The 18250-nt window shown below is 61.4% G+C and carries 20 protein-coding genes; 16 read left to right on the top strand and 4 right to left on the bottom strand.

Annotated features, from left to right (window positions below; translation table 11 throughout):
* The first annotated feature begins 3 nt into the window (after positions 1–3).
* Positions 4–699 carry a response regulator gene (locus ACB042_RS07770; RefSeq protein ID WP_201986926.1) on the top strand — a complete coding sequence of 232 codons (696 nt, stop codon included), beginning with the start codon at positions 4–6 and terminating at the stop codon, positions 697–699.
* A gap of 81 nt (positions 700–780) precedes the next feature.
* Here the strand turns inward: ACB042_RS07770 and ACB042_RS07765 are convergent, their stop codons facing one another.
* Positions 781–1680, bottom strand: coding sequence for a DMT family transporter (locus tag ACB042_RS07765; RefSeq protein WP_330124089.1), 900 nt, complete (start codon positions 1678–1680; stop codon positions 781–783).
* Positions 1681–1913: 233 nt separating this feature from the next.
* Here ACB042_RS07765 and ACB042_RS07760 point away from each other — a divergent pair, with 233 nt between their 5' ends.
* Complete coding sequence (locus ACB042_RS07760; RefSeq protein ID WP_371178189.1) at positions 1914–2699, top strand: helix-turn-helix transcriptional regulator; 786 nt, start codon at positions 1914–1916, stop codon at positions 2697–2699.
* A gap of 80 nt (positions 2700–2779) precedes the next feature.
* On the opposite strand, the gene ACB042_RS07755 is transcribed toward ACB042_RS07760, so the two are convergent.
* A complete protein-coding gene (locus tag ACB042_RS07755) occupies positions 2780–4297 on the bottom strand; it encodes an aldehyde dehydrogenase family protein (RefSeq protein ID WP_371178188.1) in 1518 nt (505 codons plus the stop codon).
* Between the two features lie 236 nt (positions 4298–4533).
* Here ACB042_RS07755 and ACB042_RS07750 point away from each other — a divergent pair, with 236 nt between their 5' ends.
* From ACB042_RS07750 to ACB042_RS07700, 11 genes are all read left to right on the top strand, one after another.
* Entirely contained in the window at positions 4534–6213 is a 1680-nt protein-coding gene (locus ACB042_RS07750) for a sigma-54-dependent Fis family transcriptional regulator (RefSeq protein WP_371178187.1), read from the top strand.
* Between the two features lie 129 nt (positions 6214–6342).
* Positions 6343–6753, top strand: coding sequence for a VOC family protein (locus ACB042_RS07745; RefSeq protein ID WP_371178186.1), 411 nt, complete (start codon positions 6343–6345; stop codon positions 6751–6753).
* Between the two features lie 101 nt (positions 6754–6854).
* A complete protein-coding gene (gene phoB / locus ACB042_RS07740; protein ID WP_371178185.1) occupies positions 6855–7544 on the top strand; it encodes a phosphate regulon transcriptional regulator PhoB in 690 nt (229 codons plus the stop codon).
* An 8-nt stretch (positions 7545–7552) separates the two neighbouring features.
* Positions 7553–8848: a phosphate regulon sensor histidine kinase PhoR gene (gene phoR / locus ACB042_RS07735; protein WP_005338413.1), complete on the top strand. Its 1296-nt coding sequence runs from the start codon at positions 7553–7555 to the stop codon at positions 8846–8848.
* A gap of 178 nt (positions 8849–9026) precedes the next feature.
* Complete coding sequence (locus tag ACB042_RS07730; RefSeq protein ID WP_005338411.1) at positions 9027–10001, top strand: PstS family phosphate ABC transporter substrate-binding protein; 975 nt, start codon at positions 9027–9029, stop codon at positions 9999–10001.
* 181 nt (positions 10002–10182) lie between these two features.
* Entirely contained in the window at positions 10183–10989 is an 807-nt protein-coding gene (locus ACB042_RS07725) for a M48 family metallopeptidase (RefSeq protein ID WP_005358873.1), read from the top strand.
* The gene (locus ACB042_RS07720) at positions 10977–11483 is read left to right on the top strand and encodes an N-acetyltransferase family protein (protein WP_371178184.1); all 507 of its coding nucleotides are present in this window, start codon (positions 10977–10979) and stop codon (positions 11481–11483) included. Before ACB042_RS07725 ends, ACB042_RS07720 begins: the two co-directional genes overlap by 13 nt.
* Before the next feature lie 108 nt (positions 11484–11591).
* A complete protein-coding gene (locus ACB042_RS07715; RefSeq protein ID WP_371178183.1) occupies positions 11592–12494 on the top strand; it encodes an ROK family protein in 903 nt (300 codons plus the stop codon).
* Positions 12495–12535: 41 nt separating this feature from the next.
* On the top strand, positions 12536–13261 hold the full coding sequence (locus tag ACB042_RS07710; protein ID WP_371178182.1) for a copper homeostasis protein CutC: 726 nt from the start codon (positions 12536–12538) through the stop codon (positions 13259–13261).
* A 150-nt stretch (positions 13262–13411) separates the two neighbouring features.
* Entirely contained in the window at positions 13412–14023 is a 612-nt protein-coding gene (locus tag ACB042_RS07705) for an FKBP-type peptidyl-prolyl cis-trans isomerase (protein WP_005338405.1), read from the top strand.
* A gap of 188 nt (positions 14024–14211) precedes the next feature.
* Positions 14212–14526, top strand: a complete 315-nt coding sequence (locus ACB042_RS07700) for a DUF2845 domain-containing protein (RefSeq protein WP_201947470.1) — start codon at positions 14212–14214, stop codon at positions 14524–14526.
* Positions 14527–14578: 52 nt separating this feature from the next.
* Here the strand turns inward: ACB042_RS07700 and ACB042_RS07695 are convergent, their stop codons facing one another.
* Entirely contained in the window at positions 14579–14797 is a 219-nt protein-coding gene (locus tag ACB042_RS07695; RefSeq protein ID WP_203118191.1) for a DUF1107 family protein, read from the bottom strand.
* Positions 14798–15000: 203 nt separating this feature from the next.
* On the opposite strand from ACB042_RS07695, the gene yfcD reads away from it, so the two are divergent.
* A complete protein-coding gene (gene yfcD, locus ACB042_RS07690; RefSeq protein ID WP_201947473.1) occupies positions 15001–15483 on the top strand; it encodes an NUDIX hydrolase YfcD in 483 nt (160 codons plus the stop codon).
* A 91-nt stretch (positions 15484–15574) separates the two neighbouring features.
* On the opposite strand, the gene ACB042_RS07685 is transcribed toward yfcD, so the two are convergent.
* Entirely contained in the window at positions 15575–16501 is a 927-nt protein-coding gene (locus tag ACB042_RS07685) for a phenylacetate--CoA ligase family protein (protein ID WP_371178181.1), read from the bottom strand.
* A gap of 155 nt (positions 16502–16656) precedes the next feature.
* On the opposite strand from ACB042_RS07685, the gene ACB042_RS07680 reads away from it, so the two are divergent.
* The gene (locus tag ACB042_RS07680) at positions 16657–17130 is read left to right on the top strand and encodes a peroxiredoxin (RefSeq protein ID WP_139741799.1); all 474 of its coding nucleotides are present in this window, start codon (positions 16657–16659) and stop codon (positions 17128–17130) included.
* A gap of 126 nt (positions 17131–17256) precedes the next feature.
* Positions 17257–18225: a calcium/sodium antiporter gene (locus ACB042_RS07675; RefSeq protein ID WP_005343920.1), complete on the top strand. Its 969-nt coding sequence runs from the start codon at positions 17257–17259 to the stop codon at positions 18223–18225.
* Positions 18226–18250: the final 25 nt, after the last annotated feature.

The following is an 18250-nucleotide window of genomic DNA, read 5'->3' as shown; positions in this document are numbered from 1 at the left end:
GCCATGGACCCAATAATCACGCTTGTTATTGAAGATGACGATCGGATCGGTGCCATCTTGTCAGAACTGGTGGCGGCGACACCCGGTTTCTCCCTGCTGGGGCGGGCCGGCACCCTGGCCCATGCCGATGCCATGATGGCCGGTGTGGTGCCCCAACTGCTGCTGGTGGATGTCTCCCTGCCCGATGGCTCCGGCCTTGAGTGGGTGAGCCGCCTGCGCAGCCACAACCGCGAAGCCTATGTCATCATGGTGACTGCCTCGCGGGATGTGGAGACCATCCAGCAGGCCCTCAATCTGGGGGTTCATGACTACGTCATCAAACCATTGCGGCTGTTTCGTATTCAGCAGAGTCTGGACGAGATCCTGCAACTGCACAGCCGCCTCTGCGAGCGGGGTCGGCTGGAGCAGGAAGATCTCGACAAGCTGCTGGGCAAGGGAGGGCGCTCCCAGATCAAGGAGATGCGCGTCACTCCCAAGGGGATCGACAGCATCACCCTGCGTCAGGTGCTGGATCTGCTGGCGGGTGAGCCGGAGAGTGTCTTCTCCACCGACACGGTGGCGCTGCGACTCTCCCTCAGCCGCACCACGGCGCGCCGCTATCTGGAATATCTGGAGTCGGAAGACCGGGTCGATGTGGATCTCAACTATGGTCAGCGCGGGCGGCCTGAGCGTCGCTACCGCTGGCGCCGGGCGGGGTGAAGTTGGTTCACAGTCGTTCAAACAGGATAGAAATGAACAAGGGAGCCAGCGGCTCCCTCGTTGTTTTTGGCATGTTGCCCATCAGGCCGTGTTGCGCTCCGGCAGTGGGACACGCTTTTTCAGCTGGGAGATCATCACGCCCCCCAGAATAAGGCCGCCACCCAGCAGGTGGTAGCCATGGATCGGCTCGCCCAGGCCGACGACGGCGATCAGCGCCGTACAGAGCGGCATCAGGTTCATAAAGACCGAGGTGCGCTCGGCGCCCATGCAGGCGAGGCCGCGCATCCAGCAGTAAGCCGCCAGCAGGGAGGAGGCAAGCCCGGCGAAGAGCACCAGTCCCCATCCTTCGGCTGGCACCGCCATCGAGTCTGCGCTGAGAGCGAGCGGCACCAGCAGCAGTACCGCCAGCAGGATCTGCATGTAGAGGTTGAGCCAGGGGCCAAACGGCAGGTGCCAGCGGCGGATCAGCAGGCCGTAAAGGGCGTAGCTGGCGGAGCCCAGCAGCATCATGCCATCCCCCGGGTTGATGCCGTTGTGGAGCAGGGCCAGTGGTTCGCCCTTGCCAAGCAGCCAGAGCACCCCGAACAGGGAGATACTCATGCCGAGCAGTGCCTGTTTGCCGGGACGCTGGCCGAAGAAGAGCGCCCCTTGCAGCAGAGTAAGCAGCGGGATCAGGGAGCCGATCACCCCCATATTGGTGGCCGAGGTGCTGTGGGCGGCGTAGTAGGCCAGACACTGGTAGAGCACCATACCGAGCGCCGCCAGCACCAGCAGCTTGCCGAGCCAGGGGCGAACCTCACTGCGTCGCCGCCAGAGGGTGGGCAGACAGAAGGGGGTCAGCGCCAGGGCGGCAATCACCCAGCGATAGAAGGAGATAGCCGCGGGGTCGAGCACGCTGGCGGCCGCCTTGGACACCACGGTATTGGTAGCCCAGATCAGCACAGCCATCAGCGGAAAGAGAAGAGGGGAAAAGATTCGCATCAGAGGCTCCTTATTAACAGGGGGCCAAGTCTACCCTTGTCTTTATACTATCAAGTAGCGTAAAACAGACAGATGACCCAGCAGAAAAGACAACTCTTTCTGATGCACCTTATTCCGGCCCACCCGGGCTGCGTTTGCCCGCAACTGATGGCTGCTTTTGGCCTGTGCCGGGGACCGAGCCAACAGGGCGTTGCATCACGCCTGCTCCTCTCTCTCGCTGACAAGGGGCGCTAATGGCCACTCACCAGTTTCAGCCGGTAGATGTCGTTCTGCCCGCTCCCAATCCGCTCTATTTCAGTTACCAGCAGATGCTGGCCGACAGCGCGACCGTGCTGCACTCCCACCCCTGGGGACAGCTCAACATGATCAGTCTGGGGATCATGGAGATAGAGCTGGGGGATCAGCGACTGGTGGCCCCTGCCGACTACCTTATCTGGGTACCGGCGGGTCTCGAGCACACCTCCTACAACGAGCAGACCCTCGACTATACCTCCATCTACGTCAGCCACGAGCTGGCGGCCAAGCTGCCGCCAGAGCCCAGATTGCTGCTGCTTACCCCACTTATTCGCGCCCTGCTGAGCGATTTTTGCGAACGGCGGGTGAGCCATATGGCGGATGAGTGGGATCAGCGTCAGGCCGAGTTACTGGTGGAGCGACTGGCGCGCACCCGCTGTCAGGAGAGCTACCTGCCGATGAGTCAGGACAAGCTGCTGGCTCCCATGCTGGCGGCGTTACACAGCGATCCTGCCGATCCCCGAACTCTGGCCCAGTGGGCCGGACAACTGCATACCACAGAGCGCACCCTGGCGCGGCGCTGCCTGCGGGAGCTGGGGATGAGCTTCGGTCAGTGGCGGGCGCGGCTGCGGTTGCTCAAGGCACTGGCCTGGCTCAAGGGCGACATGCCCATTCAGGAGATCAGCTGGCGGCTCGGTTACGGCTCCACCTCGGCCTTTATCGCCATGTTCAACCGGGAGCTGGGCTGCTCCCCCCAGCGTTATCGCCTACAGTCAGGCCGATAACAAATTGCCGGACATGTCATCTGATGAAGCAAAACAAGGAGGGCGCCCGCAGGCGCCCTTTCTGATGACATCTGCTTGCGCTAGAAGAAGCCGAGCGGGTTGATGTCGTGACTTACCAGCAGGTTCTTGGTGTTCTGGTAGTGGTCCAGCATCATCTTGTGGGTCTCACGGCCGATCCCCGACTTTTTGTAACCGCCAAAGGCGGCGTGTGCCGGGTAGGCGTGGTAGCAGTTGACCCAGACCCGGCCAGCCTGAATGCCACGCCCCATGCGCCAGGCCAGATTGCTGTCGCGGGTCCACAGGCCTGCCCCCAACCCGTACTGGGTGTCGTTGGCAATGGCCAGAGCATCCGCCTCGTCCTTGAAGGTGGTGACCCCGAGCGCTGGCCCGAAGATCTCCTCCTGGAACACCCGCATCTTGTTCTGACCGGAGAAGATGGTGGGCTGGATGTAGAATCCCCCCTCCAGTCCGCTCACCTTGGCCGGGCCGCCGCCGATCAGCATCTTGGCCCCTTCGCCGCGGCCGATCTCCATGTAGCTCAGGATCTTGTCGAACTGCTCGCGGGACGCCTGCGCCCCCACCTGAGTGGCGGTATCGAGGGGGTTGCCCTGCACTATGGTGCGAGCACGGGCCAGCACCCTGTCCATGAAGTCGTCATAGATGTTGGCCTGCACCAGCGCGCGGGAGGGACAGGTACACACTTCCCCCTGGTTGAAGAAGGTCATCAGCATCCCTTCTACCGCCTTGTCGATGTAGCTGCTCTCGTGCTGCATCACGTCGGCGAAGTAGATATTGGGGGACTTGCCCCCCAGCTCCACGGTGGAGGGGATCAGCTTGTCGGCGGCGCAGCGCAGGATATGGGCGCCCACTTCGGTCGAACCGGTGAAGGCGAGTTTCTGGATCCGGTTGCTGGTGGCCAGAGCCTGACCTGCCTCGGCGCCGAAGCCGTTGACCACGTTGACTACGCCGGCAGGCAGGATGTCCTTGATGAGATCCATCATCAGCATGATGGTGACCGGGGTCTGCTCGGCGGGCTTGAGCACGCTGCAGCAACCGGCCGCCAGCACAGGGGCAAGCTTCCAGGCGGCCATCAGCAGCGGGAAGTTCCACGGGATGATCTGGCCGACCACGCCGATGGGCTCCTTGAAGTGGTAGCTGACGGTGTTCTGATCCAGCTCGGCGGCCGAGCCCTCCTGAGCACGAATGCAGCCAGCGAAGTAGCGGAAGTGATCCACCACCAGCGGCAGGTCGGCGGCCAGGGTTTCACGCACCGCCTTGCCGTTCTCCCAGGTTTCGGCGATGGCGAGCCTTTCGATGTTCTGCTCGATGCGATCGGCGATGCGCAGCAACAGGTTGCTGCGCTCGGTGACGCTGGTCTTGCTCCAGATGGTGAACGCCTTGTGGGCGGCATCCAGCGCCAGCTCGATATCGGCGGCGTCGGAGCGGGCGACCTCGCAGAATACTTTGCCATCCACCGGCGAGATGTTTTCAAAGTAGCGGCCGGCGCGAGGAGCCACCCACTCACCGCCGATGAAGTTGTCGTAACGGGATTTGAAGCTGACCAGGGCACCTGCCTGACCGGGAGCGGTATAAATCATCTCATCATCCTTTATGTGTGTGATCCTGACCGGGCTGACTGACAGACCGGTTGGCAGCTGATATCGCAAGGGGCGTGCCAAAGGGTCTGACCAGCAGGTAAAAGGTTACAAAAACGTTATCAAATGGGGTGTGGCGGCGTATCTTGGTTAACCAATGATCACGGCTATTGCGATAAAACTGTACCGTTTCTGGACAGTGGCCGAGACAGTCGTGCTGTTTGTGAACAGGAGGCGTGATGAGTGAGTCACTTCAACCCGGTCCCGGTCCGATCCAGCGTTCCTGGCAGCGTTGCCTGCATCAGGGGCTGAGCCGTCAGCAGAGCGCCGATCTGGACTTGCTGCCCCAGGGGGAGCTGTCGGCCCGTCAGGAGCAGCACAGGGCGCTGATCGCCTGCTTCCAGCGCTTCGTGCTGCCGCTGTTTGCCCAGTTGCTGGCGGGTCGCCCCTGTCGCCTGTTGTTGTGTGACGGTGAGGGGGCCATTCTGGCCGCCAGTGGTGACGAGGGGTTCGCCCGCCATGCCGAGCGTATCTTTTTGCGCAGTGGCGCCCGCTGGGGGGAGGCGAGCAAGGGCACCAACGCCATCGGTACCGCGCTGGCCGAACAGAGCGAAGTGCAGGTGCTCGGCAATCAGCACTTCTTCGCCCAGCACAGCTTCCTCAGTTGCAGCGCTTGCCCGTTGCTCGGGCCGGATGGGCAATTGCTCGGGGTGCTCGATATCTCCACCGATGCTGCCCATCACGATGGCGATATGCTGGGCACGGTGCGGCTGTTGGCCATGACCCTCGAAAACGCGCTGTTGGCACGCCAGCCGGGCTGGCTGGTGGATCTCGATCCCCAGAGCCTCTGGTCCGCTCGCCTGCTGCTGGGAGAGGAGGGGGAGCTGCTCGGCGCCAACCGGGCAGGCCGACTCTGGCTCGGCCAGCACCCTTTCGATGGCAGGCAACTGCTGCGCGAGGGGCGTGGCTTGCGGCTGGAGCCAGAAGCGGACGTGACCTCTTCCTGCACCGCGCTGCCGGGTCACTCAAGCCCGGTGCAACATCCGCAGCAGGTGCCGCTCAAGATGCTGGAGCGCGGCATTTCGCTGCTTATCGAGGGGGAGACCGGCAGCGGGAAAGAGCATCTGGTGCGGGCCCTGCACCGAGCGTCCAGTCGGCGGGAGCAGCCACTGGTGTGTGTCAACTGTGGCGCGTTACCAGCAGATCTGGTGGAAGCCGAGCTGTTTGGGTATGTGGGCGGGGCCTTCAGCGGTGCCCGCAGCCAGGGCAGTCAGGGTTATCTGCGTGCAGCCCATGGCGGCATGCTGATGCTCGATGAAATTGGCGAACTGCCGCTGCAGGCTCAAACCCGACTGCTGCGGGTATTGCAGGAGCGCAGCGTGACGCCGGTTGGCAGTCACAAGCCGGAGGCGGTGGATTTCTGGCTGGTCAGTGCCAGCCACCGGGATCTGGCGGCCATGGTGCAGAGTGGCGCATTTCGCGAAGACCTCTATTACCGGATCTGCGGCTGGCGTCAGCAGCTGATGCCGCTGCGCCGTTGGCCTGCCGCTGAGCGTCTGGGGTTGATCCTGCGACTGTTGGCGGAGATGGACCCGACCCTGCGTCTGACCCGCGATGCGGAGCAACAGCTGCTGGCCCATCCGCTGCCCGGCAACGTGCGCCAGCTCAAGCAGGCACTGGAAGTGGCCTGTGTGCTGGCAGAGGGGTTGGGTTGGATAGAACCCGCCCACCTGCATCTGCCCAGTGTGGCCACAGAGCCCGGCGTCTTGCCGATGGGGGAGGCGACCAGTTTGCGTGAACAAACCCGGCGGCAGGTGCAGCAAACGCTGGCGGCATGCGGCGGCAATGTGAGCGAGGCCGCGCGCCAGCTGGGGATCAGCCGCACCACCCTCTACCGGACGCTGCGCGAAGCCCCTTGAGTGCTCACTCCCCCTCACCGGTTGTTTTCAAGACGCACATGACGGCTGGAGCCCTGCCCGTCCAGCCGCTATGATGCGCCCTGGCCGGGGCATTGCGCCCGTTGACTCATCCGTTGAGGATTTTCTGCCATGTCACAACACATAGGGGCGCTGACCCTGCTGGTGGCTGATTACGATCAGGCCATTCGCTTTTTTACCGAGGGACTTGGCTTTGTGCTCCTGGAAGACACCCGGCTCGACGAGCCGGGCAAACCGGGCAAGCGCTGGGTGCGGGTTGCCCCCAAAGGCGCCTCCGGTTCTGCACTGCTGCTGGCACAAGGGGCCAATGCGCAGCAGCAGGCCGCCATCGGCCAGCAGGGCGGTGGCCGGGTATTTCTGTTCCTCGAGACCACTGATTTCTGGGGGGATTACCAGCGCATGCAGGCGTACGGTGTTCATTTTTGTGAACAGCCCCGTGACGAGCCTTATGGCACCGTGGTGGTGTTTGAGGATATCAGCGGCAACCGGTGGGACTTGTTGCAACGTACTGCTGCCAACTGAATCTGAAAACGTTTATCATCCCGCCTGTCATAAAGTCATAAAAGTGTCACAGAAAATTCTAATAATTGGCGCACCCATCTTCACAGAGGAGAGAGAAGGGAATGGCTAAGCGAATTCTGGTGGTCGAGGACGAAGCACCGATCCGCGAAATGCTCTGCTTCGTGTTGGAGCAGAAGGGATATGAGACGATTGAAGCGGAAGATTACGCCGATGGACTGGCGAAGGTGCGCGAACCCTACCCCGAACTCATCGTGCTCGACTGGATGATGCCGGGCGGCAGTGGCATCCAGTTTATCAGGCAGCTCAAGCAGGATGAGGTGACGCGCCAGATCCCGGTGGTGATGCTCACCGCTCGCGGTGAAGAGGAGGACAAGGTGCGTGGTCTGGAGGCCGGAGCCGACGACTACATCACCAAGCCGTTCTCGCCCAAGGAGCTGACCGCTCGCCTCCATGCGGTGATGCGCCGCGTGTCGCCCACCTCGGTGGATGAGGTGATCGAGGTGCAGGGGCTGAAACTCGATCCTGTCTCCCACCGGGTCAGTGCCGAAGAGAAGGCGCTCGACATGGGGCCGACCGAATTCAAGCTGCTTCACTTCTTTATGACTCACCCCGAGCGGGTCTACAGCCGTGAACAGCTGCTCAATAATGTCTGGGGTACCAATGTGTACGTCGAGGACAGAACCGTGGATGTGCATATTCGTCGCCTGCGCAAGGCGATTGAAGAGACAGGGCACGACAGATTGATCCAGACGGTGCGTGGAGCCGGATACCGCTTCTCAACCCGTCTCTAGAGGCAGTTATGTTGCAACCTTACGCCTGGCGGCGACAGTTGTGGCGAATGGCGTTTTTTTACGCCCCCTTCGCATTGGTTGGCTGGTTGATTGATCATCTTGCCCTCTGCCTGTTGGTGGCGGCCGTGTTGCATCTGGGCTGGCACTATCGCTTCCAGAAGCGGCTCTCTGACTGGCTGTGGCACGACCGCAGCCTGGTGCCCCCCAGCGGCAATGGCAGCTGGGAGTACATCTTCAACGGTATCTACAAGCTGCAGCAGCGTCACCGCGCCCGTCGCCGCGAGCTGGCGGGGCTGATCCGCCGCTTCCGGGAGGGGGCCGAGGCGCTGCCCGATGCCGCCGTGGTGTTTCGCACCGATGGCAGCATCCTCTGGTGCAACCGGCTGGCGGAGCAACTGCTCGGTTTTCGCTGGCCGGAGGATGCCGGCCAGCATATCGGCAACCTCATTCGCAATCCGGCCTTTAACGCCTATCTGGGCAAGGGAGCGTATGACGAGCCCCTCGAGATGCACTCCCCGGTCAACGAGGAGAAGTTTCTCGAGTTTCGGATCATGCCCTACGCCTCGGATCAGGCGATGCTGGTGGTGCGGGATGTCACCCGCTTGCGCAGTCTCGAGAAGACCCGCAAGCACTTTGTCTCCAACGTCTCCCACGAGCTCCGCACCCCGCTGACCGTGCTCAAGGGCTATCTGGAGATGACCGAGGAGCCGCCCCCGCCCGCCATGTGGGCCAAGGCGCATCGGGTGATGATGGAGCAGACCATCCGGATGGATAATCTGGTCAATCAGCTGCTCACCCTCTCCCGTATCGAGGCGGCTCCGACCGTGGATCTCTCCCATCTGGTGGACATGCCTGCCATGCTGGGGCTGCTGGAGCAGGAGGCGCGGGCGCTCTCGGGCGAACGGGCCCACCAGCTCGAATTTGTGGTGCAGCCCAATCTTCTGGTGCGCGGGGATCAGGAGCAGCTGCGCAGTGCTGTCTCCAACCTGGTCTACAACGCCATTCACTACACCCCGGCGGGGCGAAAAATTACCGTGGAGTGGCGCAAGCAGGGGGCGATGGCGCTGTTTGCCGTGAGCGATGAAGGGGAGGGGATTGCCCCCGAGCATCTGGCACGGCTGACCGAGCGGTTTTATCGGGTCGACAAGGCACGCTCGCGCCATACCGGCGGCTCAGGCTTGGGCCTTGCCATCGTCAAGCATGCCCTCAGTCATCACGACTGCCAGCTCGATATCGAGAGCCGGGTCGGCCTTGGCAGCCGCTTCAGCTTTCTCATCCCGAGCCGGATGGTGGTGATTAAATAGTCTTTTATGGCAATGAGTTAGCTGCAAAAAGAGGGCCTTTGAACGGGCCCTCTTTTCATTTGTTCAAATCTGTCGCCATGTCATTAAAGTGTCACATTAAATCCATAAATTTGTCACTGCCAGGTCAGATACTGGCGCCGTCTTAAGAACGGACCTTCTGTAACTTTGGAGAGATTGGATGAAACTCAACAAACTGGCTGGTGTAATCGGATTCACCGCAGCAACCCTGTTTTCTGTCAGCGCCCTGGCTGCCGGTGTGGATAAAGACCTGCCGGATTACACACCGACCAGCGGCATTTCGGGCAACCTGTCCTCTGTCGGCTCGGACACCCTGGCCAACATGATGACCCTGTGGGCCGAAGAATTTAAGCGTTTGTACCCCAACGTCAACGTGCAGATCCAGGCCGCCGGTTCTTCTACCGCCCCGACTGCCCTGACCGAAGGTGTTGCCCAGTTCGGCCCGATGAGCCGTGCCATGAAGGCCGGTGAAGAGGAAGCATTCGAGAAGCGTTACGGCTACAAGCCGACTGCCATCCGCGTTGCAGTCGATGCCCTGGCGGTGTTCGTCAACAAGGACAACCCCATCAAGGGGCTGACCATGCCGCAGATCGACGCCATCTTCTCCAGCACCCTCAAGTGCGGCGAAGCCAAGGCTGCCACCAAGTGGTCTGATCTGGGTCTGGACGGCAACTGGTCAAGCAAGGATCTGCAACTGTTCGGTCGCAACTCCGTATCCGGTACCTACGGTTACTTCAAGGAGCACGCCCTGTGTAACGGCGACTTCAAGAGCGGCGTGAACGAGCAGCCGGGTTCTGCCTCCGTGGTGCAGTCTGTCTCTGCCTCCCTGAACGGCATCGGCTACTCCGGTATCGGTTATGTCACCTCCGGCGTGCGTGCGGTACCGCTCTCCAAAGATGGCAAGACCTTCATCGAAGCGACCTCCGATAACGCCATCACCGGCAAGTATCCGCTGTCACGCTTCCTGTACGTTTACGTGAACAAGCATCCGAACAAGCCGCTCTCCCCGATGGAGCAAGAGTTCGTCAAGATGATGCTCTCCAAAGCAGGCCAGAACATCGTTGCCAAAGATGGCTACGTGCCGGTGCCGGCCAAGGTGGTACAGGCTGACCTGAAAAAGCTGGGTATCATGTAACTGCCTGCAGTCAGCATGCCCTGATAAAACGAGCCCCAAGCGGGCTCGTTTTGTTTTTGGCAGCTGTCAGTTTTGTTAATAGCGCAGGATGGATATTTTTCCGCCAGCCGGGGGCTGGCTCCCTTGCGTAGCCGGGCGGCATTTCCGAGAATAGGGCAACGTTATGGCAAAGGATCCCTTCATGATTGCGTCCCTCACCAAGTTTGGCCTGGTAGCCCTCTGTAGTTCCCTGCTGGTCGCCTGCGCCCAGTCGCCGACCGGCCGCAGCCAGATGCTGCTCTACTCTCCCCAGCAGATGAACCAGCTGGGCGCTGACTCCTTCGAGCAGATGAAAAAGCAGGAGAAGGTGAGCAAGGATGCCAAACTCAACGCCTATGTCTCCTGTGTCGCCAAGGCGGTGACCGCCCAGGTGCCGGCCAGCTATGGCATCACCAACTGGGAAGTGGTGGTGTTTGACTCCAAACAGGTCAACGCCTTCGCCCTGCCCGGCGGCAAGATCGGGGTCTACAGCGGCCTGCTCAAGGTGGCCAAGAATCAGGATCAGCTGGCGACCGTCATCGGCCACGAGTTGACTCACGTGCTGGCCCAGCACTCCAACGAACGACTCTCGCGCAGCCAGCTGGCGGGGATCGGTCTGGCGGCTGCGGACATCGCCATGGGCACCAGCGAGTATCGCGGCGCCACCATGGCCGCCCTTGGCCTCGGGGTCGAGGTGGGGGTGATGCTGCCCTACGGCCGCACTCAGGAGAGCGAAGCGGATCGGCTGGGGCTTGAGCTGATGGCGCGTGCCGGGTTCAATCCGGCCGAGGCAATCCCCCTGTGGCAAAACATGAGTGCCGCCGCCGGTGGCAACACCCCGCCGCAACTGCTCTCCACCCACCCGAGCAACGAGAACCGGATCGCCGAGTTGCAGGCGCAACAGGCGCAAGTGCTGCCGCTCTATGAGCAGGCTCGCGCCAATGGTCTGGTGCCCCAATGCAAGGCATAAGCCTGCGCATGGCGCGCAGCGACGATGCCGCCGCCATGACGGTGATGCAGCGAGCCAGCTGGCTCGCTGCCTATGGCCAGGTGCTCGGTGCCGACCTGCTGGAACAGCTGGACGTCACCGCTCATCTGCAAATCTGGCAGAGCCGTCTGGCCGAGCCGGGCCCAAGGCCCATGCTGCTTTGTCTCGATGAGGTAGTGATTGGCCTGCTCTACTGGCAACCACAGCAGGACGCGGGACAGAGTCATGCCCTGATCCGCGCTTTTTACCTCCATCCCGACCACTGGCGACAAGGTTATGGTAAACGGCTGTGGCAGGCGGTGGCGATGCAGATGCGCCGCGCCGGTTGCCATAGCGTCAAATTGTGGCTGCTTGATGGCAACCACATCGGCGAGGGATTCTACCTGCGCCGTGGCTTCGTTTTTGATGGCGAGGAGCGCACCCTGATAAGCCTCGGGCAGCCCTGCTTGCAGCGACAAATGAGCCGTTTGCTCTGATCACTCTCCCGTTTTTCGCCTTCGGTCACTTTATTTTTTTTGCGAATTAATACAATGTCCCCCTTGAAACAGAGTTGGATAAACACGGGCTGACAAGGGAGTGCTGGCATGTATTACGGCTTTGATATCGGTGGCACCAAGATCGCCTTTGCGGTCTATGACGGTGCATTGAACCTCTGCCATGAGGAGCGCATGAGCACCCCGGGCAACGATTACGAGGGGTTGCAGCAGCTGATCCGCTCCCGGGTCGAGCAGGCGGATGCCCGCTTCGGCGCACGGGGCTCGGTCGGCATCGGTTTTCCCGGTGTCATCAATAGCCAGGATCACAGCATAGTGGCGGCCAATCTGCCCTCCATCAATGGTCGCCATCTGGGCGCCGATCTGGCCGAGCTGCTGGAGCGGCCGGTCAAGGTGGATAACGACGCCAACTGCTTCCTCTGGTCCGAAGTGCATCAAGGGGCAGCCGACAGCGCAGGCAGTGCGCTCGGCGTCACCATCGGCACCGGCATCGGCGGCGCCGTCTATCTGGCGGGCAAGCTTATTCAGGGGCGCAACTGGCTGGCTGGCGAGATTGGTCACTACCCCTTGCCCGCGACCATGCTGATGAAGTACCCCGAGTTGCCCCGTCCCCGTTGCGGCTGCGGCCGTCTGGTCTGTTTTGAAACCTATGCCTCCGGCACCGGTCTGGAGCGTCTCTATCACCATTTCCATGGCCAGCGCGCCACGGGTCACCAGATTGTGGGACGCTTCGAGGCCCATGAACCCCATGCGGTCGAGACGGTCGACTGCTGGTTGGAGATCATGGCCGCCGGGCTTGCCACCGCCATTTCGGTGATTGATCCCGAAGTGGTGGTGTTGGGGGGCGGCCTGAGCGGCCTGCCCGCCCTCTATGAACAGCTGCCGCTGCGTCTGCCCGGTCACTTGCTGCCCGGGGTCGCCCTGCCCGAGATCCGCCAGGCCCGCTTCGGCGGTGCCGGTGGTGTGCGCGGCGCAGCCTTGCTCAATCTATGAGATCAGATGTGGGGTCTGATCTCCCCGAAAAAGGAGTCCTCATGACCCGTCTTGAAATCTGTATCGACAACCTGGAATCCCTGTTTACTGCCCAGCAATCCGGGGCGGATCGCATCGAGCTCTGCTCTGCGCTGGGTCTGGGCGGCCTGACCCCCTCCTACGGTTTTATGCAGCAGGCAGCCCGCCACGCCACCGTGCCTGTTTATGCCATGATCCGCCCGCGCGCCGGGGATTTTTGCTTTAACGACGGCGAGTTCGAGATGATGCTGCAAGATATCGCGGCGGCCCGCTCTGCCGGTCTGCAAGGGGTAGTGGTCGGTTTGCTGGATGAGGAGGGGCGGGTGCCTGCCGCCAAACTCAAACAGCTGGTGGAGGCCGCTGGGCCGTTGGGGGTCACTTTCCATCGCGCCATCGACCTCTCCTCCGATTGGCGCCTCGATCTGGAGACCATAGTCGCGGCCGGTTGCGAGCGCATTCTGAGCTCGGGCCATGCGCCGACCGCGTTGGCTGGGTTGGAAACCCTGCAAGAGATGCAGCAGGCGCTGGCGGGGCGTGCCAGCCTGATGCCGGGGGCCGGGGTCAATGCCGACAATGTGCGTACCATCATCGAGTTCACCGGAGTGAGCGAAGTACATATGTCCGGCATGGGCTGGCGCGGCGGCATGGTGCCGCACGGAGTGAATATGGGCACTTCGGATGATGGTCGGGTCAATATCACCGATGGCACCAAGGTCGCTGCGGTCAGAGCCTTGCTGGATCGCGGTTAAGCAGATCGCCGCCGTTGGGCGGCGTTCATCCGCATCTTGTGTGAAGTTCCTCCCACTGACGGGGAAATCAGGGGCGCCCCCGGCAGCACCCCGGCCAAAAGTCTGATATTATCCCGCCTCTTTACTACATGGATCTGGAGCAACATCTCAATGTCCCAATACGACTCTATCGAACAGAAGGCCAGCTATGGCATCGGCCGCAACATGGGTGATCAGCTGGCGCAGCAAGCCTTCGCCGGTCTGGATATCCCGGCCCTGCAACAAGGTCTGGCAGATGCCCTGAATGGTCTGGAGTTCGCGGTCAGCCGTGACGATATCAATGATGCCTTCCAGGTGATCACTGCGCGTATGCAAGAAGAGCAGGAAGCCGCCGCCAAGGCCGCTGCTGCTGACGGCGAAGCCTTCCTGGCTGACAACGCCAAGCGCGCTGAAGTGAAGGTGACTGACTCCGGTCTGCAGTACGAAGTGCTGGTAGAAGGCAACGGTGCCGTTCCGGTAGCCGGTCAGTCCGTGCGTGTGCACTACCACGGTACCTTTACCCACGGTGGTGTATTCGACAGCTCCGTTGCTCGCGGCCAGCCGGCTGAATTCCCGGTGACCGGCGTGATCGCTGGCTGGGTTGAAGCGCTGCAGCTGATGCCGGTTGGTTCCAAGTGGAAGCTCTACATCCCCCACGATCTGGCCTACGGTGCCCGTGGCGCGGGCTCTATCCCGCCTTACTCTGCACTGGTATTTGAAGTCGAGCTGCTGGACATCCTGTGATCCTGCTGGCTTGATGCAAACGGCGACCCTCGGGTCGCCGTTTGTTTTTGGGTTATGTGATAGACAGTATTTGTCGCGGTCAGCAGGTTGGAGAGCAGAAAAGGGCGGCTTTTTTGCGCCATTGACTGGTTGTTTCAGAAACGGGAACAGGCATACTGCGACTCATTAGAGAGGATATGGAGAACCCGATGAGCAATAAGATGAAGAATGTAGCGGGGCTTGCTCTGTTGCTGCTGAGCATTCCGGCCAGTGCCGATGCCATGCGCTGCAAGAACGCCCTGATCAGCGAGGGTGACAGCACCGCCGAGATGCTGCTCAAGTGCGGCGAGCCGATGTTGCGTGAAGAGCTCAACCGCAACGAGGAGAACCAGTTTGGCAACATGGTGCAGGTCAAATATGGTGAACGCTGGACCTACAACTTCGGCAAGAACGAGTTCATGCGCTTTGTGACGGTGCGCAACGGCATCATTACCGATATCGAAAACGGCCCGCGCGGCGAGTAGCCGGCGGGCAAAGCATGGATGCACAACAGACAGTAGGGCAAGACCCTTTGACTCACATGTCCGGCAAGGGGTTGTGGTGACCAAGTTGTCTGACCGCCAGATTGATCTGGCGAGCCAGTCTTAGCCGCTGGCGGCAGGTCAGGCCATGGAGGCTGATCCTGCCTGCGTTGAATTCAAATGTCCCCAGCGACTCGATGGCAAAATAGCCTCGATGAAAGCTCTTGATGTAGCGAGCGATCTGCCGTGGGGATAACTGCTTGAATACCTTCATCACACGGTTCCCTGATTGCCTGGACAGGGCACACTATGGTGTCGGTCGATGACACTGATATGACGGTTTATAAAGATTTGTGTGAATCCTTATTTTGCCTGTGGGCTCGGCAAATTGACGGCATCATCGAAAAAGTTGTGCCATGGCAAACCACCGCACCGATATACTGCGGGCTTGAATGGAACAAATAAAAGGGCCTGTGCGTGGAATGGGTTGATGTGGTGGACGAGGATAACCGGGTGATTGGCGTGGCCGAGCGAGCCAAGGTGCGGCGGGAGAATCTCTGCCATCGCGCCAGCTATATTCTGGTGCTCGACGACGCGGATCGGATCCTGGTGCAGCGACGCACCCTCAGCAAGGATTTCTGCCCCGGTATGCTGGATGCCTGCGCCGGTGGCGTGGTCACCACCGGTGAGGAGATGGAGCGCTCCGCCCGCCGCGAGCTGGCCGAAGAGCTGGGGATTATGGATATTCCACTGCAGGGCTTTGGCAGCTTTTATGCTGAAGGGGAAGGCTACCGGGTTTGGGGCGGCCTCTTCAGTTGCCGTTATCAGGGGCCGCTGCAGTTGCAGGCCGAAGAGGTGAGCGCGGTGCACTGGATGAGCCTGGCCGAGATTGCCGAGCGCGCCAGCGAATTTACCCCCGACTCCCTGCTCGCCATTGCCACCTGGCAGGCGAGACGCTAACGTCTCTCTTTAGATATTTTCTTTCCCAGTTCAGAGACAAGACGGCCAGCCTGATGGCTGCCCGTCTGCCTTTGTGCATTTACTTGGTCTGCTACACCAGCTTGAGGCGTCGGTTGGTGCGCCCGCAAGCGCTCGGCTTGGCGAGCCAGTGCCCCTGCCAGTCGGTGGCCAGACGCAGTAGGGGATACTCGAGATCGAGTCGGGTCACCACTAGCTGGCCTGTTGCATCGCCACTCACGGGATTGCCGCTGGCGGGATCGATGATCTCGACGATGCAGCTCTCGTTGACGATAAAGCCCTGACCGGGCTGACTCTCGTAGGCCACCACCCCCACATCCTGCCACACCAGACAGTTGAGGGCCGCAATGCCGTGGATGGCGCGCAGTGGTGCCGTTTCGGGATGGGTTGCTTCGCACAGTAGGGCGTGGCGCAGCGAGTCGCTCGGGATCTCCGCCGCCTCGGCAGCCTCCAGCAGGTCGAGCAGGGTCACCAGCGGGCCGACATAGCCGGTGGGTTGATAGCGCAGCAGCGCCTCCAGCTGGCGCTGGGTATCGTGTGGCCCGCAAGGCACCACAGGGGCACCCAGCTGGCGGGCACCGTTATCGAAGATAAAGGCGGTGGGGCCCGCGTGATAGTCGTGGCCGTTGAGCATCACCTCCCCCGCCTTGAAACCGGCGGCAAACAGGGCACGAGCGGCGCCCCACCAGTCCGCCCCGGCATACTCGGGGATGGCCAGCTGACCCGGACAGGAGAAGACCCGCAGTGCCTGACTGGCGGGACGGCCAGTGAGACCGGCGAAGGGGGGATGGGCCTGCTGGGCGGCAAACAGCTCTTTGCTGTCGAGCAGCGGCAGGGTGGCCAGCTCAGCCAGATCCTCGAGGCGGCACTGGCGATAGGCGCTGGAGTAACCGGCGCAATATTGACTGACATGGGTAAGCTGATGATTGAGCTGGTCCAGTTGCTGCTGTTCGCGCATGGTGGGGGGACGAATTTCCAGACCATCGTAATAGTGTTGCATGGGGCCTCCTGGCGCCGTGAAACCAGCTCAAGAGTAGTCTGCCCAAGGGGAAAATGCCTGCCGCTATCCATGGTCAGGCTCAGAGCCGCTGTTAGGCGACATCGTCACTCTGGGATAAACTGGCGACTTCCCATCACGACTCAGGACGAGAAATCATGATTGCTGTAGGACAACCCCTGCCTGCGGGCGAATTTACCTTTATCACCGCCGAGGGCAAACAGCTGCGGGATAGCAAGACGCTGTTCGCCGGTAAAAAAGTGGTGCTGTTTGCGGTACCCGGCGCCTTTACTCCCACCTGCTCCAATGCCCATCTGCCCGGTTATGTGGTGCTGGCCGATCAGTTCATGGCCAAAGGGGTGGATGCCATCTGTTGTCTGTCGGTCAACGACGCCTTCGTGATGCGGGCCTGGCAGACGGCCCAGAATGCCGAGGCGATCACCATGCTGGCGGATGGCGACGGCAGCTGGACCCGGGCGCTGGGCCTGGCCAAGGATACCGGCGCCTTTGGCGGTATCCGCGCCCAGCGCTTTGCGTTGATCGCCAACGATGGTGTGGTCGAGCAGCTGTTTGTGGAGGCGCCGGGCAAGTTCGAGGTCTCCGATGCCGCGAGCCTGCTGGCTGCACTGTGAAATGTTAATCACGGTTTGATTTCCCCTTGAAATGGGAGGTGGCACAGCTACACTGGCGCCACTTTCCCATGGTGCCTGCCCGTTTGGGCTGGCGCTTCGTTGCAGATAACAAGAGATGAAGATCCTATGACCCTGGCTTTTGTTGCCCTGATTGCCGGACTGGCGCTGCTGGTCTGGAGTGCAGACAAGTTTGTCGACGGTGCCGCCGCCACTGCCCGTTATGCGGGGATGCCGCCGCTGCTGATCGGCATGGTGATCATCGGTTTTGGTACCTCGGCCCCGGAGATGGTGGTCTCGGCGCTGGCGGCGTCCCAGGGCAATCCCGGGTTGGCGCTTGGTAATGCCTATGGCTCCAACATCACCAATATCGCACTGATCCTGGGTCTGACGGCACTGATCAGCCCTATCGCGGTGGCCTCTCAGGTTGTGCGCAAGGAGATCCCGATCCTGCTCGGCATTACCCTGCTCTCCGGCGCCCTGCTGATCGATGGCCATCTGGGCCGGATGGATGCGGTCATTCTGGGGGCCGTCTTCGTTGCCCTGATGGGCTGGTCCATCTGGGCTGGCATGAATGGTAAGGGAGATGCGCTGGATACCGAGACCGCCGAGGATATCGAGAGCGAGGGGATGTCCCTCAAGAGCGCCATCTTCTGGCTGGTGGTCGGGCTGGTGCTGCTGATCGGCGCTTCCCGCCTGTTGGTCTGGGGGGCGGTGACCATCGCTCAGGCGCTTGGTATCAGCGATCTGGTGATTGGCCTCACCATAGTCGCGGTGGGTACCTCCCTTCCGGAGCTGGCCTCGTCCCTCATCGCCATTCGCAAGAACGAGCATGATCTGGCCCTTGGCAACGTGCTCGGCTCCAACCTGTTCAACACCTTGGCGGTGGTGGGGATTGCGGCGGGCATCCACCCGCTCGATGTGGCGCCGGAGGTGCTTACCCGTGACTGGAGCATCATGATGGGGCTGACCCTGTTGCTGCTGGTGATGTGTCTGGGCCGTAAGGGCCAAGGCCGCATCAACCGGCTGGAGGGGGGCGTGCTGCTCACCTGCTTCGTCGCCTACACCGGCTGGCTGCTGACCAGTCAGTTTATCTGATAGGGGTTGGTGAAATGAGAGAGGG

The sequence above is a fragment of the Aeromonas sp. S13(2024) genome (assembly GCF_041402405.1).
Taxonomy (GTDB): Bacteria; Pseudomonadota; Gammaproteobacteria; order Enterobacterales; family Aeromonadaceae; genus Aeromonas; species Aeromonas veronii.
This window is presented reverse-complemented; position numbering and strand designations above follow the sequence as displayed.